The organism is Achromobacter sp. DH1f (genome assembly GCF_000633435.1).
Lineage (GTDB): Bacteria > Pseudomonadota > Gammaproteobacteria > Burkholderiales > Burkholderiaceae_B > Achromobacter > Achromobacter deleyi.
Genome location: NZ_AYMF01000010.1, coordinates 410074 through 435193, shown reverse-complemented (window position 1 = coordinate 435193; position 25120 = coordinate 410074). Strand labels below are relative to the sequence as shown.

Sequence of the window (25120 nt, the reverse complement as noted above, 5' to 3'; positions counted from 1 at the left end):
CACAGCGGCCAGCGCCGGAATGAGAAGGTGTCAGGCAATGGCCGACGGATGCGGGCTGGTCTCGGCGTGCCGGATCATGCTGCGGGACAGTTCGAACAGCAGCTCGGCGCGCAGCACGGCGCAAGCCGGTTCGTCCCACAGATTGCGCAGCTCGTGGGGGTCGTGCTGCAAGTCGTAGAGTTCGCCCCAGGTCGCGTCGGCGTAGACGCTCAGGCGATGACGCGCGGTTTGCAGGGTGCGCATGCGGGTGCGGCCGGCAAAGCCGAACATGGTGCGCTGGCCCTCTTCTTCGATCAGCACCGCATCGCGCAACGCGTCCACCGCGCCGGACATCAACGGCAACATCGAGGCGCCTTGCATGCCGTTGTAGGCGGGCAGTCCAGCGCGGTCCAGCACGGTAGCGGCGATGTCGGCGGTGGAACACAGCGCCTGGCTGCGGGCAGCGGCGGGTCGGGCTTGGGGATCGTGCCATATGAAGGGGGTGCGTATCAGGCTTTGAAAGTGGACAGGCCCCTTGAGCAGCAGTTGATGGTCGCCAAAGTAATCGCCGTGGTCGCTGGTGAAGATGACGACGGTGTTCTCATCCAGCCCCGTCTGGCGCAGGGTTTGCAGGACGCGCCCGATGGTGGCGTCGATATGGCTGATCGAGCCGTAGTTCAAGGCAATGGCCTCGCGCGCCTCGCGTTCCGTGCAAGCGAAGATGGCGGGCGTGTGCTTGACGGCCTTGCGCTGATCCCGCTGCCAGTACAGCCAGGCAACATGCGGGGCTGGCCGATGATTCGGCGCGGCGCTGGCATGAAACGAATGCGGCAACGCGACGTCCTCGGGGCGATACATGCTCCAGTATTTGCCGTGCGGCGTGAACGGATGGTGCGGGTCGGGAAACGAACACTGGATGAAGAACGGCTGTTTACCCGCCGCATGTTCACGTAGCTGGAAAATGGTCTGATCGCCAAGATAGGCGGTGGTGGAGCATTCTTCCGGCACGCGGGTGCGCCATGCCTGATGGTGTTCGGCCAGCACGAACCCGGGCGCGGGCAGCGCATGTTCGGGGCCCCATTGGCGTCGCACTTCCGGGTGCGTCCTGGCCAGCCAGCGTTCGTAGTGCCCCCAGACCTGATCGCCATGATCGACGGCCAGGTCCACCCGCTGAAAACCGTAGAACGGGGTCTGCAGGTCATGAGTGGGATCGTTGCGCCAAAGTGGCCCCCACTCCTGATCGTAATTGCCCGGCTCGGCGGTCCAGGCCTCGCCTAGCGACGGATCGCTGCCCGCTGGCGGCCACACCGGGCCCTTGCCGGTCATGTTCTGCAGATGGCCCTTGCCGATCAACGCCGTGGCATAGCCCGCCAGCCGCAGGCGGTCGACAAACGTCGTGGCGCGTTGCGACAGAGGAATTCCGTTATGGCGCACGCCGTGTACGGAAGGCATCCGGCCGGTCATCAGCGTCGCCCGGTTCGGCATGCAGATGGGCGAGGCAACGTAGAAACGGTCGGCGGACCACCCTCGCCGCGCCAGCGCATCCAGTTCGGGGGTGTGCACGATCGGGTTGCCGTAGCTTCCCAGGTGATCGGCGCGCTGCTGGTCCGTGATGAACAAAAGGAAGTTCGGCTGCATCCTGTCTCCTTGGCGCCGGTTGAATACCGGGTTGAATACCGGTTTGGCGCTGTTGTGAGCCCATTATGTGGAGCCAGGATATAAATGGATAATGAATTAATCCACCTCAGTCATAACCGCGTATTTATGTCTCGACCCAGGGAATCTCTCGCATGGACTGGACTCACCGCATCCGCTTGCGCCATCTGGCTATCCTGGTGCGCCTGTGCGAAACCCGGAACCTGAGCCAGGTAGCGGCCGAACTCAATATCACGCAACCGGCGCTGTCGAAGTGGCTGAAAGACCTGGAACAGGATATTGGCCTGCCGCTGTTTGACCGGCACGCACGCGGCATCGAACCCACGCTTCACGCGCTGGAACTGCGCACGCATGCGCGGGAAATTCTGGGCAAGCTCGGACGTGCGCAGGATGCCATGACGCAGCTGGCACGCGGCGCTACCGGCACGCTGGCGGTGGGCGTCACCCCCAACATCGCGCCCGTGCTGCTGCCGCCCGGCATCCAGCGTTTTCGTGAGCGCTATCCCAAGGTATTGCTGCGCATCGCGGAAAACACCCTGGATTATTTATTGCCGCTGATGCAGGAAGGCACGTTCGACATCGTCGTCGGACGGCTTGAACAGAAATCCTTGCCGCGCAACCTGCATTATGAAGAGCTGTACGACGAACCCATCTGCCTGGTCGTCGGCATCACCCATCCGCTGGCGAAAAAACGCAAGGTCACCTGGCAGGACGTGCAGCGCTATCCGTGGATATCGCCCGGCCCCGCCACGCCGATGCGGATGCGGCTGGAATACGAACTGGCGCTAGCCGACCAGCCCGCACCCTGGCACCAGGTGGAATCGTCTTCGGTGTTGGTCAACCTGGCGCTGCTGGCCGATTCCGACCTGGTGATGCCGATTTCTCAGGGATTGGCCCTGCACTTTTCCAGACAAAACATGCTGAAAGTGCTGCCATTGGCAATGCGCAGCCGCGGCGTGACGGGCATGGTCTGGAGGGAAGCCGCGCAGTCGTCGGACCACGCGGTGTATTTCATGGAGAGTTTGCGATTGGCGCGTTGATGGCGCGCTCATCAATACCGGTAATTCACCCCCAGCATCGCGCTGAATGGCGCCCCGTAGTAATTGCTGTAGACGTTGGTGCTGGCGTAATACTTCTTGTCCAGCACATTGTTCAGGTTCAGCGTGGCGGACCATTGGCGGTTGAACTGATATCGCGCCATCAAGTCCAGCAAGGCATAGGCGCCTTGTGACGCCTCGGCCTGACGGCCGCCGGGCCCGCGGCTGGAATAGCCGCTCTGGCTTTCCCAGCGCACGCCGCCGCCTACCGTCAGGGCGCTCCAATCGCCAGGCAGGCGATAGGTGGTGTAGAGCTTGGCGATGTGGCGCGGCAGGCCGACCTGGGTCGTAAAGCCCTGGGGCAGCCTGCGGTCCACATAGGCGTACGACAGCTGCATCTGCCAGCCCGGCGTGAGCTCGCCGCTCACTTCCGCTTCCACGCCGCGCATCACCGCGCCGTCGGCGGCAACGAACGCGCTGTCGCCGTTGGGCGCCAGGCGGTCGCCGTCCAGCATCGCGTAGTTGTCTTGCCGCGTGCGGAACAGGGCCACCGATCCGTTCAGGCGGCCGTCCAGCAACGTCGTTTTCAGGCCCACTTCATACGTGTTGCCCTTGATGGGCGCCAGCACGCTGCCCGACACGCTCTGCGCCTGTTGTGGCAGGAAGATGCTGGTGTAGCTGGCGTAGGCCGACAGGTTGCTTGTCAGGTCGTAGACCACCCCGGCATAGGGCGTGTAGACGCCTTGCTCGCGCATGTCGTCCGGGTAGGAAGAACCATCGTTATAGGTATAGGACGCCTGCTGGTCCCACCACGTCACGCGCGATCCCAGCACCAGCGACAAGGCCTCGGTGGGACGCAGACGCACTGCCCCGTAGATCGACGCTTGCTTCTCGGTGTAATAGCGCTTGCCGGTCGACTGCCAATCCGGCTCGGGCATGTCGCCGTTCCACGCGCGGATGTCCGGAATCTTGGGGTCATAGCCGGGCGCCAGCCACAGCGGATAGGTGTCGTAGTCCGCCTTGGTGCGCGACGCGTTGACGCCCAGCACCAGGTCGTGCTGGCGGCCAAGCGCGTTGAAGGCGCCGGAAAGGCTGGCATCCACGGCGTTCTGGGTCTTGGGGATAGGCCATTTCGCGACCCAGACCGAGGCGCCCTGCCCCGTCTGCGGATTGGCCCAACCGTTGCTGCTGAACCAGCCGTAGGTGCGGTCGTTGTCGTCGCCGGTGCGCGACAGGGTGACGGACCCTTTCCACAAGGGCGCAAATTCGTGGTCCAACGTGGCAAAGACGTTGTAGCGCGTGCGTTCCTGGCGGCTCCAGTTGGTCGCCGAGTTGAAGCGCTGGGGGAAGTCCGTCTCGGAACCGTCCGCATACACGGCGGGGAAACCGAAGTACGAGCACGCCGTGCATTTCTTGCGCTGGTATTCCGCGCCCAGCGTCAACAAGGTGCGCTCGGCCAGATCGGCCTCGACCACGCCGTAAAGCAGTTGCGAGTCCTGCTTGACGCGGTCGATGAACGAGCCGCCTTCCTGCCATGCGCCGACCAGCCGTCCGCGCAATTTGCCGGACTCGTCCAGCGGGCTGCCCAGGTCGAACTCGGTGCGCTTGTAGTCCCAGGACCCCACGGTGACACCGGCGCCGGCCTCGAATTCCCGCGTGGGTCGTTTGCGCACAAGGTTGATGGATGCCGCAGGGTTGCCTGCACCGCTCAGCAGGCCGGTGGATCCCCGCACGACTTCGATGCGGTCGTACAGCGCGGTGTCCAGGCCCAAGGCGTTGAAATCCTTGTGCGTCGGCACGCCGTCCACCTGCATGTTGGTGATTTCCATGCCGCGCGCGTACAGGCCTTTTTCATTGTCATCGGCCGACCCCTTCTTCTTGAAGGTCAAGCCGGGCGTGTTGGCAATGGCGTCTTCCAGGGTGTTCAGGCCCTGGTCCGTCAGGCGTTGACGCGTCATGACCGACACGGACTGCGGCGTTTCGCGTAGGGTCATCGGCAGCCGGGTGGCGGTGGTGGACAAGCCGACGGTGTACGAATCCGTTCCCTCGCTGGGCACCGGCTCGCGCGAGCCCAGGACTTCCACCGGCGCCAGTGTCTGCGTGCCGGCGATGCGCAAACCGTAATTGTTGGCGCCCTGGTTGATGGCCTCCAGGCCGGTACCGGCCAGCATGGTGGCCAGGCCCGCGGCAACGCCATAGCCGCCTTGCAGCCCGGCGCTTTGCTTGCCCTGGGTCAGTTGCGCGTCGAATGACAGCACCACGCCCGCCTGGGCAGCGAACCGGCTCAACGCCAGGCCCAGCGGCCCCGCAGGAATGTCATAGTGGCGGGCGGTCTCGACATTGGGCGCGGCTTGCGCCTGCGCCGCAGGCGCGGCGCCGATCGCCATCGAGGCAGCCAGGACGGCCAGCGCCAACGGCGCGAATGCAAAGAAAGGGCGGCAGGAAGCAGTAGTAGAGGACATGAACAAAGGTTTTCCGTGACTTGAATCCAACGTGATCCCTGCTAAGTCGGACGAGCACGAAAAAAGGACAATGCCTCTGGAAAATAAATCAGCCGCGCGCCACCACGCGGACGTAGTAGCGGGTGAAACGCGATATCCGGACCGGTAGCGCGCGCTCGACGGCGGCCAGCGCCCGGTCGGTGTCGTCGATGGGGAATGCGCCGGATACGCGCAAGGAAGCCACGGCGTCGTCGCACCGCAGCCGGCCGGGACGGTAGCGGTCCAGCTGGTCGATCAGGTCGCCCAGGCGCCAGTTGTCCACGATCAGCAAGCCCCGCGTCCAGGCGTCGGGTTCACCGGTGATGGCCCCGGCGTGACGGGCGCCCGAGGCATCCAGGGTGCCCTGCTCGCCGGCCTGCAGGATCACCTCGTCGCCGCCCGCCGCCGCTTGCACCGCCACGGCATGGCGCAGCACGGCCACCTGCGTCCGGCCTTCCTGGCGATTGACGATGAAGCGCGTGCCCAGCGGGCGCACGGTGCCGTGCACGGTGGCAACGCGCAGCGGCGGCAGGCCCCGCGCCGCGTGTTCCGTGTCGATCAGGATTTCGCCCGAATGCACGGTGATCTGGCGACCCTGCGCATCGATCTTGACGTCCACCGCACTGGCGCTGTCCAGCCACAGCAGGGTGCCGTCCGCCAACCGCAGTTCGCGGCGCTCGCCCGTGCCGGTGCGATAGTCGGCCAGCAGATCATCCACGGGCAAGACGCGCCAGGCCAGCAGGCTTCCCGCGCCCAGCAACGCCACGGCGCCCAGGCCATTGCGCAGCACCGCACGGCGACGGGCAAAGTGGTGGTCGACCCGGTTCAGGGTGTCGGCCGCCAGCCGGGCGGGCGCGGCACCCAGGGTGCCGCGCAGGCGTTCGACCTGGCGCCAGATGCGCGCATGCTCCGGGTCTTGCGCCAACCAGCGGCCATGCGCGGCCAGGTCAGCGGGGGTGACGTCGTCCGCACATAACCGCGCATACCATTGCGCCGCGGTCGCGATTGTCTTGTCCGCCATGGCCGCCTACTGCCGGGCCAGCGCGTACACGAGGCAATGCTCGGTGGCGCGGGCCATGTATTTCTTGACGGAACTGACCGTGACGCCCAGGGTCGATGCGATCTCGGCATAGCTGGCGCCCTCCAGCTGCGACATCAGGAAGGCCCGCCGCACCTTGTCGCCCAGGCCACTCAGCATGGCGTCGATCTCGCGGATGGTTTCCAGCAGGATGGCCTGGGTCTCGGGAGAAATGGCGCTGGCTTCGGGCTGCTGCGCCAGCGTTTCCAGCCAGGCGCGTTCCAGCACCTGGCGGCGGATATGGTCGACCAAGGTGCGCTGGGCCACCGTGGCCAGGAAACTGCGCGGCTGGCGGATGCCCTGCAATTGCGCCATGGACGCGGGCGAAGCCAACAGGCGCAGGAAGGTGTCCTGCGCCAGGTCGGCCGCCTCGGCCGGCACGCTCAGGCGCCGCAGCAGCCAGCCGCGCAGCCAGCCATGATGATCGCGATAGAGCCTGCCGAGCTCGCGGTGCTCCAGGGATTCCGTGGACGACATGGCCGTGGGGTGACTGCTTTCAGATTTTCGGGAATGGGAATTGTAATCATTATTGATGGAAGCGAACAATCCGTCCGCCTCCGCTCCCCGTCATCCGGCCCCGGCGCGGTCGGCTAGAACTTGTAGCTGACCTTCATCCACACATTCCGGGGCGTCCCGTAGTTGTAGCCGTTGTATCCGCCCAGCCCGCTGTAGTACCGCTTGTCGGTCAAGTTATCGATGTTGATCGACGCGGCAACCTGCCGGCTGAATTCATAGCGGGCCATCAGCCCCAACAACGTCACCCCGCCCTGCGTCGCGCGGCCCAGGCCGCTGGATTCGTCGTAGTAGATCCCGCTCTGGTAGTTCACGCTGGCGCCGACCGTGAGTTTGTTCCATGCCCCGGGCAGGCGATAGCTGGCCGCCACCCGGAACAGACGCTCGGGGTAGTTCGGCAACAGCAAAACGCCTTCGTTGTCGCGCTTGGCGAAGTAGGTATATCCGCCCATCAGCTGCAAGCCACGCGCGACTTCGCCGGCCACCGTCACCTCGAAACCCTTGCTGCGCGCCCCCGCCACGGACCGGTACGGCGTGCTGCCGTCCGGCAAAGGCGTGCCGCTGGGGTCTTCGACCGGCACATTGGCTTCCTGGGTGCGAAAGACGGCAAAGCTGGTGTTGAGCTTGCCGTCCAGGTGCTCGCCCTTGAGGCCCAGTTCGTAGTTCTTGCCGGTTTGCGGCGGCAGCAGCGCATTGGTGGCATCGCGTTCGGTGCGGGGAATGAAGATCCGCGTATAGCTGGCGTAGGCCGAAAACGTGTCGTTCAGGTCCAGCACCGTACCGGCATAGGGCGTGAATTCGCCGTTCGCCTTGGCGGTGGGATTGGTGGTCCAGAGATTGGCGGGGCCGTTGTAGGACTTGGATTTTTCTTCGTACCAGGTGGCGCGGCCGCCCAGCACGAACGACAGGGGTTCGGCGATTTTCAGGCGGGCAGAACCGTAGACGGCGGTTTCCTTGGCGTCCAGGAAGGTGTTGTAGAAGGTGTAGAACTGGCTGGGCTTGGGGAAATTCTGCAGCTGGTAGAAATTGAGCGGCCGGCGGTCCCAGCCGTTGGGGTTGGCCGAATCCAGGTTCAGCTCGCTGGTGTAGTCGTTGACGCTCATGCCCAACGACGCCTGATGCTCCCTGCCGAATGCCTGGAAGGGGCCGGTGGCGTACAGGTCAAAGGACTTGTTGGTGGAGTTGGCCGGATTCTTGCGAATCTCGATGGTGGAATCGCCGTTCTGCTCGACGGGGGAGTATTCGAAGAGGTAGCCCCAGACCGCGCGGCGTTCGTTCTTCAGGCGGCTGGCGTCCATCTTGATGCGCCAGCCGTTATCGAAGCGATGGTCCAGCGTGACGAAAATCTTGTCGCTGTACATGTCCCACTGGCTCCATGGGGTGCCGGGGTTGAACGAGCGCGGAAAGTCCGTACGCGTACCGTCGCTGTAGAACAGGGGCGCCTGGCCGAAGTTGGCGCCGTCGATGGCGGTCTTCTGATGTTCGAAGCCCACGCTCAACAGCGTGTTGGGCGTGATATCCGCTTCAAGGATGCCGTAGAAAACATCGTCGGACCGCTTGCGCCTGTCGATGAAGCTGTCGCCCGCAGTGCGCGAAGCGATGGCCCGGCCCCGCACGGAGCCAGAGCTGTTCAGCGGCCCGCCCAGGTCCATCTCCAGGTTGTAGTTGTTCCAGCGGCCCGCGCCGGCAGTGACGTGGCCGGCGAATTCGCTGGTGGGCCGCTTGCGGATCAGGTTGATCGAACCGCCCGGCTCCCCCACCCCATTGAGCAGGCCGGCTGCGCCGCGCACGACTTCAATGCGGTCGTAGATGACAGTGTTGATCATGCCGACCTCGGCCGCGGGCGTCTTGAACGCAAACGTGGGCACGCCATCGATCATGGTGTTCATGGCGAAGCCGCGCGACGTGATGGTGACGCGCTCGTCCTGCTTGTCCGCCACGACGCCCGGGGTCTGGCGCAGCACGTCGTCCAGGGTCGTCAGATTCTGGTCATCCATCTGCTGCCGGGTGACGACGCTGACCGACTGGGGCGTCTCGCGCAGGGACAAGTCCATGCGGGTCGCCGACGAGGCCGCCCGCGTCGTGTACGAACCGGTGCCTTCGCTGACCGCGTCGCCGTCGCGGCTGCCCGTCACGGTGACGGCGGGCAGCGCGGTCACGTCCGCCTGGGGCTGGCGGCGCAGCGTGTAGCCGCCGTCGGTCCGCCGCAAGGGTTCCAGCCCGCTGCCGTCCAACAGCTTGCGCAAGCCCTCTTCGAAGCCATAGCTGCCTTGGAGCCCCGCCGTGCGCAGGTCCCGCGTCAGCGCCGGATCGAACGACAGCAGCACGCCGGCGCGCGCGGCGTAGGCCGACAATGCGGCGCTGAGCGGGCCGGGTTCGATCGCCACCGCGACCGGCGCGGCGGACGTCTGCGCCTGGACGGGCGCGGCCAGGGCAGCCAGTGGCAGCGCGAACGCGCGGGCGCCGCACAGGGCGCGACGGGACGCGCTGGCGCGCAGACGGGGATAACGCGGGGGCATGACGGGGCACTCCAACAGTTGGTCTTACCCTCGTAGCCAGATGAGACGCGAAAAGTGCTAATCGCGTTACAAATTAGTTTTTCCACCCCGCGGCAGCACGGACACCCAATAGCGGGTGCGGTAACGCAGTTGCAACGGCAAGGTGTCGGCGACGGTGGCCAGCACCCGGTCGATATCCCCCAGCGGGAAGGCGCCCGAGATCGGCAGATGGGCCACTTCCGGCGCGCATTCGATCCAGCCGCTGCGGTAGCGTTGCAGCTCGGCCAGGAATTGCCTGAGCGGCATGCCGTCCACCTGCAGCATGCCATGCTGCCAGGCCGACGGATCGCCCGCGATGGGTTCGGGGCGGTCGGCCAGGCCGTCGCCAAAGCGCAAGCCCATGCCGGCCGGCACCACCACAGCGCCATCGGCAGCCACCCCGCGCGGCGCCACGCGCACGGCGCCTTCCAACACCTGCACGGCCGATACGCCGTCGTCGCGCCGCACCACGAAACGGGTGCCCAGCGCGGTGATGCTGCCTTCGCGGGTCCGCACGATGAACGGCCGGGCGATGCGTTCGGGATCGGGCGCTGTCTCGACCAGGATTTCGCCGGCATGCAGCGCGATCAGCCTTTGCTGGGCGTCGAACAGCACATCCATCGCCGTGGACGTGTTCAAGACGACGCGGCTATGGTCGGCCAGCATCACCTCGCGCCGCGCCCCTGTCGGCGTGCGGTATTCGGCGACCCAGTTGCGCCAGGCGTCGTCGCGGTACGCCAGCCAGGCGGCACCGCCGGCGCTGGCCAACAACGCCAGCTTGCCCAGCACGCGCCGGCGCCCCGCCGAACGCGGACGGCCCAATACCGGCAGCACGCCCTTGGGCAGCACTTCGAACCGGCGCGTCAGGGCTTCGGTGCGTTGCCAGGCCCGTTCATGTTCTGGATCGGCCCGGCGCCAGGCCTGCCAGGCCGCGTGGTCGGCGTCGCTGGCGGTGCCGGACGTCAACCGTAGAAACCATTCCACCGCGCCGTCCAGCGCGCGCGGGTCGATGCCCCCGCCGCTCACGGCGCCAGTTCCAGGCATTGGCGCAAGGCGCGGGCGATGTACAGGCGCACCGACCCCACCGACACGCGCAGCGTCTTGGCGATCTCGGCATGGGTCATGCCTTCCATCTGGCACAGCAGGAACGCACGCCGGGCCGCGACGGGCAGGCCGTCGAGCATGGCGTCGATCTCGCAAAGCGCTTCCAGGGCCAGCGCGCGGGATTCCGGCGAGGGAGCCTGGGGCTCGGGCAGATGCGCCAGCGTTTCCAGATAGGCGCGTTCCAGGTCGCGGCGCCGCAGGTGGTTCACCATCAAACCGTGAGCGATGGTGGCCAGGTACGAACGCGGCTCACGGATATCGCCGGGCTCGCGGCGGCTCAAGACCCGCAGATAGGTGTCGTGCACCAGGTCGGCCGCATCGAATGCGCACCCCAGCTTTTTACGTAACCAGCCCTGCAGCCAACCTTGATGGTCCTGGTAGAGCGTGTGAAGCGTGTGCTGCGGGGTGGGGTCGGTGGCAGCCATGGAAGACGCGCGGGCATAGATGAGAATAACTATAATTTACAATATTGAGATCAAGCGAGGGCAAAAGGCCGCAAAAAAAATCATCTCACCATCACCGGCCTCTGTCCGACCGATCAATTCACAGGCGCCTGGATCCATCCCGAAATGCCTTGCAGTGTTCGCATAAAACCGCGCGGCACGCCTTTCTAAAAAATACTCCAAATTAGGTTTTGCAATAATTTTGTGTCATTATGTTGCTAAAAACTTTATAAGCGCGCCGGCCCAAGGAGCCGCGCTAGGAGAAGCGCGTGAATGCCTATGCCGTGGAGGTACTGCCCTATCAAACTAGGGCGATCGACAATGATTGGCTTGCAGTCAGCTCGGCTGGCGACCATGTTTTTCTGACTGCCGATCAGGCTCGGTCATTAGCACAAGGCCGTGTGACCGAATTACCGCTGTCGTTACAAGCAGATCTGAAAGCCGGCCACTTTGTGGCCAACCTTGATCGATCGGGTAGCCGTCGGCTGCTGGCTTCGCGTAAGGCGGCCAGACGCGAAACCATCGCGGGCGGCGTCAGTTTGCACATCATTGTTCCCACCCTACAGTGCGCGCATTCCTGTCAATACTGCCAGGTCAGCCGGTCTTTGACAGACACGGGTCACACGTTATCGCACGCAGATCTTTTGGCGGCTTGTGACAGCGTGTTTGAAAGCGACGCCCCGGCTTTGACTATCGAATTCCAGGGCGGCGATCCCCTGCTGCGGTTCGACATGGTGCAAATCGCGATCACTCGAATCCATGAACGTAACCGCTCGGAAGGTCGTCAATTGCGCTTCGTAATCGCCTCCACGCTTCACCAACTGGATCGTGAAATGTGCCGTTTTCTGGCAAGGCACGGCGTATTTCTGTCGACTAGTATCGACGGCCCCGCAGCGCTACATAATCGCAACCGTCCGACTCCTGGACGCAATGCTTACGAGCGCACTCTCGCCGGAATTGAATTGGCGCGCAGCGAACTCGGACACGACGCAGTGTCGGCGTTGATGACGACCACGAAAGCTTCCTTGACGCATCCGGAAGAGATCGTCGACGAATACGTCAAACTTGGCTTCAATGACATATTCATTCGACCACTCAGCAGTTATGGCTTTGCCAAGCGCAATCAGCGTCTACTAGGCTATAGGCCAGAGCAATTCTACGATTTCTATCGAAGGGCGCTCGATCGAATACTACATTGGAATCGACAAGGCGTTGAACTACGAGAGGTCTACGCATCCATCATCCTGAATAAGATCCTCTCGCCATTCGATGCGGGCTATGTCGACCTTCAAAGTCCGACGGGTGCAGGCCAGAGCGTATTGGTCTACAACTACGATGGTTATGTGTATCCCAGCGACGAGGCCCGCATGCTGGCGGAGAACGGCGACGTATCGCTGCGTCTGGGAAAAATCGGCAATCCCTTGGCTGAGCTGCGGCAATCTCCGGTGCAACAGCGTCTGATCGCATCCAGCCGAGTGGAGAAAATGGAAGGGTGCCGCAACTGTGCATACCAAACATTCTGCGCCCCAAACCCGGTAGATGCACAAGCCCAGTTCGCAAACATGGAAACCCCAGCGCTGCAGACCGAACATTGCCAACGACATCTATGGCTATTTGATTATTTTTTCAGCGCCCTCAAACATGCTGATGAGCAACGCATGGATCTGTTCCATGCCTGGGCACGCCCCAGCCCTCCAAAGGAGGCAATACAATGCGGCGCTTAAAAGCCAATTTCGGCCAAACTGTGCAAAATGGCTATCGCGTCTGGCGTGTGATCGATGCCGACTTGCTAGCGGTGCAGTGGCAAGCTGACCTGCAATTCTTGGTGCAAGCCCCCACTGCAACACAACGGAGTTTGGTTGCACAATATCAGGCTTCAGGCTTGTCCAATGTCGATTGGGTTGCTGCTACTGGCCTGGAGCCCGGCGATATTGTCTCGGCTGATCCCGAACGATCAGAAGTTACGGTGCTGTACCGCGAATCAGACGTACACCACAGCCTGCAGTTGACCAACCGCTGCAACAGCTACTGTCTGATGTGCTCGCAGCCCCCGACACTTCAGGACGACGCGTGGATGGTCGAGGAGACTCTTGACGCGATCCGCCACCTAACTGTCTCGCCGCAAGTGCTGGGGTTGAGCGGCGGAGAACCGCTGCTACTGGGCCCCCACCTCAGGACAGTACTGGACTCGGTGGGCTTCCAGCATCCGGGCACGCGTGTGGAACTACTGACCAACGGTCGCCTGCTGGCTGACTTAGACCAGAGCCACGCATTGCTAAATGGCCTGTCCACACCCGTCACCTGGCTCGTTCCTCTGTACGGTCATGCCGATTTTCTGCATGATTTCGTGGTTCAAACGCCTGGGGCCTTCGAACAGACCCTCTCAGGATTATTGAATCTTCAACGCTATAGCCAGCCAATCCAATTGCGAATCGTGTTGATACGCCCCGTATTGGAAACCCTGCCGGCTCTATGCACCTTCATTGGCCGCAACCTTCCGTTCGTCAAAGAGGTTGCGCTAATGGCCTGTGAGCCTATCGGCTTTGCTCTGGCCAATCGCGAACTATGCGAAGTCGATCTGCTGGAATGGCAAGAATCGCTCCAACAAGCCTCGCACCAATTGGCGCGCCATTCGGTGCCTTTTTTGTTTATGAATGCACCACTTTGCGCACTGCCCCGTGCGCTGCACGCGTACGCGCATCGCAGCATTTCGGATTGGAAAAAAGTCTATGCACCCGCCTGCGATGCATGCCAGATGAAATCAAATTGCTCAGGATTTTTTTCTTGGTATGAACGCGGTTGGAAACCAGCCAAAGTCATACAGATCATGAATGAGGAATATGTGGCATGAGTCGCTTCATAAAGAGCATCAGCATGTTCATTGCGGGCTTAACCGCATTTGGCAGTAAACCTGCCGACGCAACGTCCTCTGTGGAAAAGCTCGCATTAGATGCGCTTAACGAGCCTAAGGCCGTGCCATTGCGTCCGCTGAACTTCGGCTACGACAACCTATTCGCCGGACATCGATCGCATTCCAGCCATCGCTCACATTCCAGCCATAGTTCGCACTACTCCGGTTCCAGCGGCCGTGGTTCGACTTATTCTGCCCCCGCTCCGACCCTCACACCTGCTGCCAAAACACCGACACCTCTATACGCGCCGCCTTCCGGATCGTCTTCAGTGTCCCCATCAGGAAAGAGCGATGCGTCAGGCGCCACGGGGCGCCCCGTGGTACCACCTTCAAGCACCAAACCTGCGGCGTCAGGAACGCCGCCTAAAGGAGGAGGCGCCACATCGGACAATGTGGAGTTGAATCGTGCAGAAAAACTCAAACTCCAAATCGTGCGAGTGCAGATCAAACTCACGTCGCTTCAACTCTATGACGGCCCAATCAACGGCGTAATGGGGCCAGGAACAACGGCTGCAATCAAACATTTTCAGACTGTCAAGTCTTTGCCGATCACCGGTCTGATGACAACGGAAACGATGAACGCGTTGGGGATCGTTGTCGCACGCTAGATTTGAATCTATCGGACTTGTAGGTCGAGTTCACCCCACGCAGCCAATCCCCAGAAATCACGGATGGCAACCCTGTAAAAAAAGAAAAATAGGACCTGCGCTTCTTTATATTGCGTCCCACTTAAGTCGACGATTGGGCCAGTATCCAGAATCCAAAGGTATTCACGCCGTCCTCGCTGCGCACGAAGACATCGCCCTGGTGAATCACCGCGATGGCCTTGACGATGGACAGGCCCAGGCCGTGATGCCGGTCGCTCTGGCTGCGCGACGACTCGGCCCGGAAAAAGCGCTCGAACAGCCGTGGCAGGTGCTGCGGGTCTATCGGCTGGCCGACGTTGGAGACGGACAGGTACGCCTTGCCGTCACGGCTTTCCATGTCGATCGTGACCTCGCTGCGGACGTCGGCGTGGCAAGCGGCATTTTCGAGCAGGTTGGCCAGCGCGCGATGGAACAGCCGGCGGTCCGCGAGTGCACGGGCATCGCCTTGCAACGTAATCGTGAGGTCTTTTTCGACAAACAGGGGCTCGACGTATTCCGTGGTTTTCTGCGCTTCCTCGCGCAGGGAAATCTCGCTCAGATCCATCGCCATCCGGCCGACCTGCGCATGCGACAGGAACAGCATGTCGTTGACGATGGACGTCATGCGTTCCAGCTCTTCCATATTGGACTGCAGCAGCTCCTTGAATTCCTGCACGTCCTGCCCCACCGCCAAGCCCATCTGGGTCTGGCCCATCAGGTTGGTCAAGGGCGTGCGCAGCTCGTGCGCCACGTCGGCGTTGAAGCTTTCCAACTGACGCCAGGCCACCTCCTGCCGTGCCAGCACGCCGTTGAACGAGACCGCCAGATCGCGGATTTCCGGCGGCAGGCGCGCCGTATCCAGGCGCTGGCCGGTGTCCCCCGGAGCCAGGCCGTGCGCTTGCGAGCTCAGGCGCCTGACGGGCCAAAGCCCCAGGCGGGCGATGCCATAGCCCAGCAGCGCAACCAGCAGCGTGCCAGCGATGGAGATCGCGGTCAGGTTGTGAGTGAAGTCGCCCAGGGTCTTCATGTAGGGCGTCGAATCCAGCGCCACGACAAAGCGCAGCGCCGGGCGCGAGCCGGCGGGAGGAATGGTGGTGATCAGCACATTCAAGGGGCAACAGCCCTTTTGCGGCGGCAAGATCGAGAACCCGTCCGGCACGCGGTTCCAATCCACGCCAAAGGGCGCGGGGCCGCCATAGCTGTAGAAAGGATCGTCGCTGATCACCCAATGCAGCGCATCGGGTCCGTCGTCCGGCGCCATGGCGCTGAGCTTGTCGACGACCTTCAACCAGGACCCGCGGGACTCGCGCGACATCAGCAGCGGATCCAGCAGCGAATGGCGCAGTTCAAGCTCGTTGTGCATCTGCTGTTGCAGGGAGTCCTTCAATGAGCCTTGCAGCACGACGGCGCAGACCGAAACGATCAGGGCCACCGACAGGCCGAACATCAGGGCCAGCCGCGTCGAAATGGAAGACATCATGGCGCCTCGGCTTCTGGCCCGGGCTCGTCGCGGCTTTCCAGCAGGTAGCCCATGCCCCGCACCGTGTGCAGCAGCTTCTTCGGATAGGGAGCATCGACCTTGACGCGCAGGCGCCGCATGGCGACTTCGACGACATTGGCGTCGCTGTCGAAATTCATGTCCCAGACCTGTTCGGCGATCATCAGCTTGGACAGGATTTCGCCCTGGTGCCGGGCCAACAGACTGAGCAGGGCGAATTCCTTGGCGGTCAGGTCCAGGCGCTGCCCGGCGCGCGTCACGCGGCGCGCCATCATGTCCACCTGCAGGTCGTCGACCACCAGCAGGGTGGATTCAACGCCCGCACCCGAGCCGCGCCGCAGCAAGGCCTGGATGCGCGCCACCAGTTCGGTGAAGGAAAACGGTTTGGGCAGGTAGTCGTCGGCCCCCTTGCGCAGGCCCTTCACGCGTTCGTCGACGGATCCGCGCGCCGACAGCATCAGCACCGGCGTCTGCTTGCGCGCCCGCAACAGTTCCAGCACCGTGTACCCGTCCTTGCCGGGCAGCATGACATCCAGGATGATGCCATCGTAGTCCTGCTCCAACGCCAGGAACAGACCCTCGGTGCCGTCTGGCGCCAGGTCCACGGTATAGCCCAGGCCCGTCAACCCGCGCTTGATGTACGACGCCGTCTTGGGCTCGTCTTCCAGTAGCAATAAACGCATTTTTACCTGCCCCTCCTGGTCGGTCTTGGTCAATGCGAATTCCGTCTCCCGAAGACCCGGGTCCACAGGAAATCTGCCGACGCGCCCTATCAATGTAGACCCACGCCGCCGTCCGCAGCGTGACCCCAAGCTGACAGAAATGTCAGCTTGGCTACGCGTCAGCTTGCCGACGCGTAGCCGTCAGGTCGAGGTCACGCTGGGGTCAGTCGCGCCTGAATAGAGTACCCGCAACGCCTCGCGGCAACCATCCGCGTAGAGGCTTACCGGCGCGGCCACTCATGAAAATTCTCTATACCAATTTCCACAAGGGCGATGGCGGCGGCCACACCACCTACATCAACACGCTGATCCGCCACCTGGGCCACGACCACGGCCTGACGGTGGCAGTGCCCGAAACCAGCCGCCTGTATGCCTGCGCGGCCCAGACCGGCCTGACGGAGAACGTGGCGGTCGAGTTCTCGAGCCGCCTCTGGAACACGCCGGCATGCATCGCGCGGCTGGCAGACATCATGGCCATCGGAAGATTTGACATCGTTCACGTCAATGGTTCCCTGGACCACCGTAGCGTGATGCTGGCCAGGATGAAGCTCACCGGCCGGCGTCCGGGCATTGTCTACACCAAGCACGACAACCATACGGTAAAGGGCATGGGACCCTATCTGCGGGCCAGGCTGGCCACCGACCACGTCATCGCCGTCTGCGAAGACTCGCGTAACACCTTGAGCGCGTCGGCCTATGCGCGCTGCCCCATCACCACGGTGAAGAACGGCGTGGACACGGACTATTTCCGGCCCGAGCCGCAATCCGACCGCGCAGACCCGCGCCGCGGCTGGCCGTTGGAGGCCACGAACCGCTACGTCATCGGCAGCAACGCCGGCACGGCGGGCTACAAGCACTGGCTGGACATGGTGCACGCCGTGACCCTGCTGCCGCCCGCGCTGCGGGACCAGGTGCTCGTGGCGGTGGCGGGCGCCCCGCTCACCCGCGAGCAGGAAGTCCGCATCCGCGAACTGGGCATGGAGCGCCAGGTCTACTACGCCGGCCTGCTTGCCGACGTGCGTCCGTTCGTGGCCGCCTTTGACATCGGCTTTGTCCTGTCCACCCGCATCGAGACGATTTCATTCGCCTGCCGGGAAATGATGGCGATGGGCAAGCCCGTCATGGTCAGCCGCTACGCCGGCTTGCCGGAAAACGTGGACCACGGCGTCGACGGCTGGGTCGTGGATCCAGCGTCGCCCGCCAGCATCGCTCGCTGCCTGGAACAGATCATTGCCCAACGCGGCCTGCTGCCGGCGATGGGCCGTGCGGCGCGAGCCAAGAGTCTGGCGGAATTCGGCGTAGACCGCTTCGTGTCCCAGACGCTGGCGGTCTACGAAGGCGTGCTCGGGGGCAACTCGCTGGCCACGCCCAGGGTCTGATAGATCTCGACCCAGCGCAGCGCCACGTCGATCGTGGCGCTCGAGAGCGAGCGCTGGATGTCATAGGCGCTGCGCTGCGCATCCAGCACTTCCAGCAGCGACACCATGCCGGCCTCGTACTGGCTGCGGGCCAATTGCGCGGCATTGTCCGCCGCAGCCGCTGCGGCATCCAGGCGCGACTGCCGGCGCATCGCCTGACCGTAGCCGTGGATGCTGGTCTGGCTCTGGCGCAGCGCCAGCCGTAATGCGGATTCATAGGCCAGCCGGCTCTGCGCCAGGCGAGCGTCGGCGCCTTCGATACGCGACTCGATTCTGCCGAAGTCAAACAGCGGCTGCAGCAACTGCAGGCCCAGCGACCACGCCGGATCGCTCGTGCCGCGCTCGAAGCCGCCCATGAGGCCCAGCGTCAGTTGCGGATAGCGGGCCGCCCTTTCCGCCCGCAGCATGTCTCCGGCAGCGGCCATGCGCCGCTGCGCCGCCTGCACATCCGGGCGCCAGCGCAGCGTGTCCGCGGGCATCGCCAGCAGTGCGTCCAACGCCTCCTGGCGCGGCACCTGCGGCTGCTCGGGGCCTAGGTCGAGCATCTGGTCGATCACGTTCACCTCGGTCGCCAGCAGATAGGCCAGCGCATGGCGCGAACTGATGACCTGCTGCTGCGCCACCGGCACCTCGGCATAGGTCGCTTCGTATTCGGCGACCATGCGTTCCGAATCCAGGCGGCTGGCCATGCCCATGCGGCGCCGCGCATCCACCAGGTCGCTGGTGCGTCTCAGCACCTCCCCCGTGCTCTCGGCCAACCGGGCCTGGCGCTGCGCCAGCCGTAGTTGCAGGTACGCCACCGCCACTTCCGCCATCAAGCTCAGGCGCAAGGCCTCGTAGTCATGAATGGTGGCCTGGGTCTCGGCCGTGGCGGCGTCGCGCTGCGCGCCCAGCCTGCCGAACAGGTCGATCTCCCAGGCCAGGTCCAGGCCGTACCACGAGGCAGGCTCCACCCGTGAGGCGCGCTGCGCGCTGGCCCCGGCATTCAACGTCGGGAACAGCGCGGCCGACGCCTGGCGGCGCAGCGCGCGTTGCTCGCGGATGCGTTCGGCGGCGGACGCCAGGTCCAGGTTCGACACCAGCGCATGCCCCAGCAGACGATCCAGCGCCGGGTCCTGGAAACTCTCCCACCAGCGCACGGGCAGGCCGGCCTGGGCCAGCGCCGCCTCGGCGGTGTCATCGGCCCCCGGCGCGGGCAGATTCGCGGGCGTGGTAGAACATGCCGCCAGCAGCGCCAGCGCGCTCAACCCCGACAGTCGTTGCAATCGATTCATCTGGCCTTTCCAGTTGGCTTGAGATCAGGCGCGCCGGGCGTTTGCGCCCGCCGCGCCAGGAACAGGCGGTGCAGCGCCAGGAACACCACGGGCGTGGTCAACAGCGTCAGCACCTGGCTGATGGCCAGCCCGCCCACGATGGCCACGCCCAGCGGTTCGCGAAGCTCGGCGCCGGTGCCGAACGCCAGCATCAGCGGCACCGCGCCCAGCCCCGCCGCCAGGGTCGTCATCATGATCGGCCGGAACCGCGTCAGGCACGCTTCGCGGATGGCCTCTTGCGCCGACAGGCCGCGTTCGCGCTGCGCCTGCAAGGCAAAGTCCACCAGCAGGATGCCGTTCTTCTTGACGATGCCGATCAGCAGGATCAGGCCGATCAACGCCATGACCGAGAAGTCCAGCCGCCACAGCCACAGGAACAGAATGGCGCCCAGGCCGGCGGACGGCAATGTGGACAGGATGGTCAGCGGGTGCACGAAGCTCTCGTAGAGCACGCCCAGGATGATGTACACCGCCAGCAGCGCCGCCAGGATCAACCAGGGCTGGCTCGCCAGCGAGTCCTGGAACGCCTGGGCGGAACCCTGGAACGAACCCGTGACGCTGGCGGGCATGCCCAGCCCTTCCCGTATCTGCTCCAGGCGCTGCACCGCGTCTCCCAACGGCGCGCCGGGCGCCAGGTTGAAGGACAGGTTGACCGCCGGCAGCAGCGAATCGTGCACGATCACCGCCGGCCCGCGCTGCGGCGGCTCGACTCGCGCGAAGCTCAACAAGGGCACCATCTCGCCGGTCAACGGCGAGCGCAGCTGGAAGTAGGCCAAGCTTTCCGCCGTGCCGCGCTGGTGGTGGTCGATTTCGAGCACCACGTAGTACTGGTTGGCCTCGGTCTGCATCTGGTTGATCTGCCGCTGGCCGAACGCGTCGTACAAGGCATTGTCCAGGTCGCTGGCCGTGAAGCCGTAGCGCGCCGCCACGGCTCGGTCCAGCGTCAGGCGGGTGATCTGCGCATCCCATTGCAGGTCATGCGACACATCCCGGAACAGCGGCTCCCGCGCCAGGCTGTCGCTCAGCTTTTCGGCCCACTCGGCCAATTGCGCGCTGTCCTGCGCCCGCATCACGTACAGGTATTGGGCGCGCGGCTGCCCGGCGCCGATGACGATGTCCTGCGCCGAGCGCAGAAACACCTGTATTCCCGGGATCTGCGCGAACTTCGGACGCAGGCGGTCGATGATTTCGCTGGCGCTGGCATCCCGGTCGCCGGGATCGCTCAGCACCAGCCAGATCCGGCCATTGCCCAATGTGGCCGAGCCGCCCACCGCATGGTTGACGCCGACGACGCCGGGCTCGGCCTGCACGATGGCCTCGATCTGCTTGTGCTTGGCGACCATGTCGTCATAGGAGATATCGGAAGCCGCCCGCGTCACCCCCACGATGAACCCCGTATCCTGCAAGGGGAAAAAGCCCTTGGGAATCGACACGAAGCTGGCGACGCTGGCTGCGACCGTCAGCAGGAACACCACCAGGGTCGTGCGCTGGTGCGCCAGCACCCAGTCGAGCGCCCGGACGTAAAGTCCCGCCAGGCGGCCGGACTGGCCCGACGGCACGCCCCCCGGCGGATGCGCCTGGGCTTTCATGAACAGGCTGGCCAGCGTGGGCGCCAGCGTCAGGCAAACGATCATCGACACCATGATCGCGGCCGTGGCGGTCAGGGCGAATTCGCTGAACAGACGGCCCACGATACCGTCCATGAACAGCAGCGGCGTGAACGCCGCCACCAGCGACACGCTGATCGACACGACCGTGAAGCCGATCTCGCGCGTCCCGTTCAACGCCGCCTCGCGCATGCTCGCGCCCGCCTCCAGGTGGCGGTGTATGTTCTCGATCACCACGATGGCGTCATCCACGATGAAGCCCACCGCCACGACGATCGCGACCAGCGTCAGGTTGTTCAGGCTGAACCCGGCCAGCGCCATCACCGCGAACGTCGCCACCAACGACACCGCCAGCACGGCCGACACGATCAGCGTGGCCGATGTCTGCCTCAGGAACACCGCCATCACCCCGATCACCAGGACGATGGCCACGGCCAGCGTCAGCTGGACCTCGTGCAACGACGAGCGGATGGTGCGGGTACGGTCGTTGTAGACCTCCACGGCCACGTCCGCCGGCAGCGCCGCCTGCAAGGCTGGCAGCGCCTGTGCGATCCGGTCCGCCGTCGCCACGATGTTGGCGCCCGGCTGGCGCCGGATGATCAGGGCGACGCCCGGCTGCCCATCGGGCCAGGCGCCCATGTAGTCGTCCTCCGCGCCCAGTTCCACGGTGGCCACGTCCTTGAGCAGGACCGGTTCGCCTTCGCGATAGCCGATCACCAGCGCGCCGTAGTCCGCGGGGTCGAACAGCTGATCGTTGACCTCCAGCGTCGCCACCCGGTCGGCGCTGAACAGCGCGCCCTTGGGCAGGTTGACGCTACCGCGCTGGATCGCCTCACGCACGTCGGCCAGCGTGCTGCGCGTGGCGGCCAGCGTTTCGGGATTGGCGCGGATGCGAATGGCCGGCCGACGCTGCCCGGTCAGCGAAATCTGCCCCACGCCTTCGACCTGGCTCAATTGCCGCGCCAGCACCGTCTCGGCCAGGTCGCTCAGTTCGGTCAACGGCAACGTCTTGGACGTGACGCTCAGAATCAGCACCGGGCCATCGGCGGGGTTCACCTTGCGCCAGGTCGGCAGGTTGGGCAGATCGGCCGGCAGGCGCCCCGCGGCAGTGTTGATGGCCGCCTGGATCTCCTGGGCCGCAACGTCGATGTCCTTGTCCAGCGAGAACTGCAGCGTCAGCGTGGTGACGCCGATGGAGCTGGACGAGGTCATTTCGGAGACGCCGGGGATGGCGCTGAACTGCACTTCCAGCGGCGTCGCCACGGAAGACGCCATGGTCTGGGCGCTGGCGCCCGGCAGGCGCGCCTCGACCTGTATGGTGGGGAAATCGACTTCCGGCAGCGGCGCCACGGGCAGGCGCAGGTAGGCCAGCACCCCCAGCAGCACCACGGCGATCGTCATCAGTACCGTGCCGATCGGGTGCGCGATGCACCAGGCATAAAGGCTAGCGCGCTGCATCGGCGCCTGCCTTGCCGGTTGCCGCCAGCCGCGCGGCCGACGGCTCGCCAGCGGCCTCGGCGCGTACGCTAGCGCCCGGATACAGGCGCGAGGCGCCGTCCACCACCACCGACACGCCCTCTTCCAGCCCGGACACCGCCGCCAGCGTATCCGTGGCATGCAGCACGGTCACGTCCGTGGCCCGCGCCTTGCCGTCATCGACACGCCAGACGAACATGCGCCCGTCGCCGCGTTGCAGGGCCCTGGCGGGCACCACCAGCACATCATTCATCACCTGCAACCGCAAGGCCGCCACCACCGACTGCCCCGGCCAGAGCCGCCCCTGCGGGTTATCGAACAACGCCTTCAGGCGGATCGTGCCGCTGGCCGTCGACACCTGGTTGTCCAGCAGCGCCAGACGGCCCTCGGCCAGCAACGCGCCGCCGTCGCTGACATAGGCCTGCACCGGCACCTTCGCCCCGTCGGACAGCGCTTCCTGGATACGGGGCAGCAAGGCTTGCGGCACCGACATCTCGACCGTGATCGGGTCCATCTGCACCACGGTGAACATCACCTGGGACTCGGCGGTGCGCAGCACATTGCCCGCGTGCAGCCGGATCAGTCCCACCCGGCCATCGAGCGGCGAACGGATGTCGGTGTACGACAGCAATACCTCCTGGGCCTGCATCGCCGCCTCCAGATTGCGTACCGAGGCCTGCAGTTCTTCCACCCGCGCCGCCTGCTGTTCCACCACCTGCAGCGAGACGGCTTCCTCCTTGCGCAGGCTGCGGTAGCGGGCCAGGTCCAGCCGCGCCACCTTCAATTGCGCGGCCACCATGGCATGCTGCGCCTTGGCTTGCGCCAGCGCCGACACGATGACGCGGTCATCGATGCGGGCCAGCGTGTCTCCGGCGCGCACCATCTCGCCTTCGCGCGCGGTGATTTCGTTGAGCACGCCGTCGACCTGCGTGCGCACGTCCACGCTGCGCACCGGACGGACGTCTCCGGAAGACCGCAGCATCAATGGCAACTCGTCCTGCCGCTCCACCGGCGCCGTCCGCACCGGCACGGCGGGCCGCTCGCCGGCGACGGTCGCGCCCGCGTCGCCCGATCGCGCCAGGTAACCGGCCAGCACCGCCCCCAGGACCAGCAAGGGCACCCATATGATCAGCCGTGGCCGCGTGAATAACTGCGTTGATGACAACATGACAGCGCCGTCCCGGTAGAGGTGGAAGCTGTACTCTACGGGGCCGCCACTGTCCTGGTGCTTACGCTTTGCTGTCGCCCAGATAACATTGCCGGGCCCGTGTCCGGCGCAAATGAGTGGGCCGCCCGAAGGCGGCCCGACCCTTTCAAGACACGCCCGCCAGACGCCCGACTTTCGCGGAGTCAGCCGTCACTCTCGCAGCGGAGACTTGCGTGAGTTTCAGCCTGGGCGCTGACGCGGCGCGCTTAAAACCGGTGTCGCAAGCCCACTGCCGCGGCCTGGTTGCTGGCGTCGCGGTTGAAGGCGTAGTTGTCCCCATAGGACACATAGGCATAGAGATTGGTGCGCTTGGACAGGTCGTAGGTATAGCCCACGCTATAGACGTTCATGGTGCTGTCATCACCCGTCAGGCTGGTGTTGTTCGGATCAGCGCGCTGCCAGGACGCGAAGACCTTGCTTGCGCCCAAGGGCAGCGTCGCGCCCAGCAGGTACGAATTCGCGCGGAAACCGTCGCGCAGCTTGTAGGTGCCCATGTTCTCGAAGCCGCCCTCGTTCGGCGTCACCCCCATGGTCTGCCCCTGGAACCAGCCGTCGTAGGTCTGGCCGAAGATCGCGTGCACCTTCAATATTTCAAAATCGTAGCTGCCGGCGATCATGTACTGCTGGATGCGGGCGGGCGATTGCCCGCCCACAGCGCCATTGGTGGGGTTGAGCCGGTCGTAGGACAGGGCGGCGTACACCGGCCCATTGCTGTAGCGCAGGCCCGCGGTCAGCAAACGGTTGTTGTTGCCCGTCGCAAAGTCAGTCGTGCCCGGTGCATTGTCGGCTCGCGTGCTGTCCACGTTGAACGAGTACCCCAGCCCGGCCTGCCACCCGCCGAAGGTAGGCGTCTGATACAGCACCAGGTTGTCGACCCGCATCGTGTTCGCCGCGCTGAAGGCAGACCCAAGGTTGGCGGTCCGGAAGGAGGTGCCGAACGGATCCACGATATTGCCGATCCAGTCCGAGGCCAGGTTGATCCGCCGGCCGAATTCCAGCGTGCCCCAATCGTCGCTGGCCAGTCCGACGGTGGCGCGCCGGCCGAACAGCCGGTTGCTCTGGCCCGACATGCCGGTGTTGGCGCTGAATCCGCTTTCCACGTTGAAGATGGCGCGCAGGCCGTCTCCCAGATCCTCCTGCCCGCGCAGGCCCCAGCGGGAGCCGCTGTTGACGCCGTCCACCGACCCGACGCGGCTCTGCGAAAAACCGTTCGGTCCCTTCACGCGTTCGTAACCCACGCCTGCGTCCACAACGCCGTAGAGCGTGACGGACGTCTGCGCGACAGCCGTGAGCGGCATCGCGATGATGCCGCCTGCCAGCGCCAGAATGTTCAGCCTCGTTCTCTTCATGATTGACACCCCCGATTGATCATGCCGGATTGGCTCGATATCCCCGGCGCCGTCAGTGGCATGCCGGAATGCAGGCGAGTATGGGCGAGCGCGGGCCGCGGCGTAATAGCGAAAACGGCACGGCCCGCGCCATGAATGGCATGGCGGTGACGCCAGAGATACGATG

At 64.6% G+C, this 25120-nt stretch carries 18 protein-coding genes; 5 read left to right on the top strand and 13 right to left on the bottom strand.

The annotated features are described in order from the left end of the window. Positions 1–30 precede the first annotated feature (30 nt). On the bottom strand, positions 31–1617 hold the full coding sequence (locus U858_RS0109800) for a sulfatase (RefSeq protein WP_025136982.1): 1587 nt from the start codon (positions 1615–1617) through the stop codon (positions 31–33). Positions 1618–1769: 152 nt separating this feature from the next. Here U858_RS0109800 and U858_RS0109795 point away from each other — a divergent pair, with 152 nt between their 5' ends. After that, positions 1770–2675 (top strand): LysR family transcriptional regulator, encoded by a 906-nt coding sequence (locus U858_RS0109795; RefSeq protein WP_025136981.1) that lies wholly within the window; start codon positions 1770–1772, stop codon positions 2673–2675. 11 nt (positions 2676–2686) lie between these two features. On the opposite strand, the gene U858_RS0109790 is transcribed toward U858_RS0109795, so the two are convergent. From U858_RS0109790 to U858_RS0109765, 6 genes are all read right to left on the bottom strand, one after another. Further along, positions 2687–5134 (bottom strand): TonB-dependent receptor, encoded by a 2448-nt coding sequence (locus U858_RS0109790; RefSeq protein ID WP_025136980.1) that lies wholly within the window; start codon positions 5132–5134, stop codon positions 2687–2689. A gap of 88 nt (positions 5135–5222) precedes the next feature. After that, a complete protein-coding gene (locus tag U858_RS0109785) occupies positions 5223–6173 on the bottom strand; it encodes a FecR domain-containing protein (RefSeq protein ID WP_025136979.1) in 951 nt (316 codons plus the stop codon). 6 nt (positions 6174–6179) lie between these two features. Continuing rightward, the gene (locus U858_RS0109780; protein WP_025136978.1) at positions 6180–6707 is read right to left on the bottom strand and encodes a sigma-70 family RNA polymerase sigma factor; all 528 of its coding nucleotides are present in this window, start codon (positions 6705–6707) and stop codon (positions 6180–6182) included. Between the two features lie 113 nt (positions 6708–6820). Then, complete coding sequence (locus U858_RS0109775) at positions 6821–9262, bottom strand: TonB-dependent siderophore receptor (RefSeq protein WP_025136977.1); 2442 nt, start codon at positions 9260–9262, stop codon at positions 6821–6823. 66 nt (positions 9263–9328) lie between these two features. After that, on the bottom strand, positions 9329–10306 hold the full coding sequence (locus tag U858_RS0109770; RefSeq protein WP_232786523.1) for a FecR domain-containing protein: 978 nt from the start codon (positions 10304–10306) through the stop codon (positions 9329–9331). Continuing rightward, complete coding sequence (locus tag U858_RS0109765; protein ID WP_025136975.1) at positions 10303–10809, bottom strand: sigma-70 family RNA polymerase sigma factor; 507 nt, start codon at positions 10807–10809, stop codon at positions 10303–10305. Before U858_RS0109765 ends, U858_RS0109770 begins: the two co-directional genes overlap by 4 nt. A gap of 287 nt (positions 10810–11096) precedes the next feature. Between U858_RS0109765 and hxsB the strand changes: the two genes are divergently transcribed. From hxsB to hxsA, 3 genes are read left to right on the top strand one after another with little or no spacing between them, the layout of a single operon-like run. After that, complete coding sequence (gene hxsB / locus U858_RS34755) at positions 11097–12551, top strand: His-Xaa-Ser system radical SAM maturase HxsB (protein WP_081821585.1); 1455 nt, start codon at positions 11097–11099, stop codon at positions 12549–12551. Beyond that, positions 12539–13678: a His-Xaa-Ser system radical SAM maturase HxsC gene (hxsC, locus tag U858_RS0109750; RefSeq protein WP_025136972.1), complete on the top strand. Its 1140-nt coding sequence runs from the start codon at positions 12539–12541 to the stop codon at positions 13676–13678. The genes hxsB and hxsC overlap by 13 nt, the downstream gene beginning before the upstream one ends. Beyond that, positions 13675–14346: a His-Xaa-Ser repeat protein HxsA gene (gene hxsA / locus U858_RS34750; RefSeq protein ID WP_081821584.1), complete on the top strand. Its 672-nt coding sequence runs from the start codon at positions 13675–13677 to the stop codon at positions 14344–14346. Before hxsC ends, hxsA begins: the two co-directional genes overlap by 4 nt. Positions 14347–14467: 121 nt before the next feature. Here hxsA and U858_RS0109745 read toward each other — a convergent pair whose 3' ends face one another. Next, complete coding sequence (locus U858_RS0109745; RefSeq protein WP_232786522.1) at positions 14468–15841, bottom strand: heavy metal sensor histidine kinase; 1374 nt, start codon at positions 15839–15841, stop codon at positions 14468–14470. Next, positions 15841–16545 (bottom strand): heavy metal response regulator transcription factor, encoded by a 705-nt coding sequence (locus U858_RS0109740; protein ID WP_025136970.1) that lies wholly within the window; start codon positions 16543–16545, stop codon positions 15841–15843. Before U858_RS0109740 ends, U858_RS0109745 begins: the two co-directional genes overlap by 1 nt. A gap of 278 nt (positions 16546–16823) precedes the next feature. On the opposite strand from U858_RS0109740, the gene U858_RS0109735 reads away from it, so the two are divergent. Then, the gene (locus U858_RS0109735; protein WP_025136969.1) at positions 16824–17963 is read left to right on the top strand and encodes a glycosyltransferase; all 1140 of its coding nucleotides are present in this window, start codon (positions 16824–16826) and stop codon (positions 17961–17963) included. On the opposite strand, the gene U858_RS0109730 is transcribed toward U858_RS0109735, so the two are convergent. The 4 genes from U858_RS0109730 to U858_RS0109715 all read right to left on the bottom strand — a co-directional run bounded on the left by U858_RS0109730 (position 17915) and on the right by U858_RS0109715 (position 24954). Further along, a complete protein-coding gene (locus U858_RS0109730; protein ID WP_081821583.1) occupies positions 17915–19276 on the bottom strand; it encodes an efflux transporter outer membrane subunit in 1362 nt (453 codons plus the stop codon). The genes U858_RS0109735 and U858_RS0109730 overlap by 49 nt on opposite strands. Then, positions 19273–22380, bottom strand: coding sequence for an efflux RND transporter permease subunit (locus U858_RS0109725; RefSeq protein ID WP_025136967.1), 3108 nt, complete (start codon positions 22378–22380; stop codon positions 19273–19275). Before U858_RS0109725 ends, U858_RS0109730 begins: the two co-directional genes overlap by 4 nt. Continuing rightward, positions 22367–23518: an efflux RND transporter periplasmic adaptor subunit gene (locus tag U858_RS0109720; protein ID WP_198529712.1), complete on the bottom strand. Its 1152-nt coding sequence runs from the start codon at positions 23516–23518 to the stop codon at positions 22367–22369. The genes U858_RS0109725 and U858_RS0109720 overlap by 14 nt, the downstream gene beginning before the upstream one ends. Positions 23519–23811: 293 nt before the next feature. Next, positions 23812–24954, bottom strand: a complete 1143-nt coding sequence (locus U858_RS0109715) for a porin (protein ID WP_025136965.1) — start codon at positions 24952–24954, stop codon at positions 23812–23814. Positions 24955–25120 lie beyond the last annotated feature (166 nt).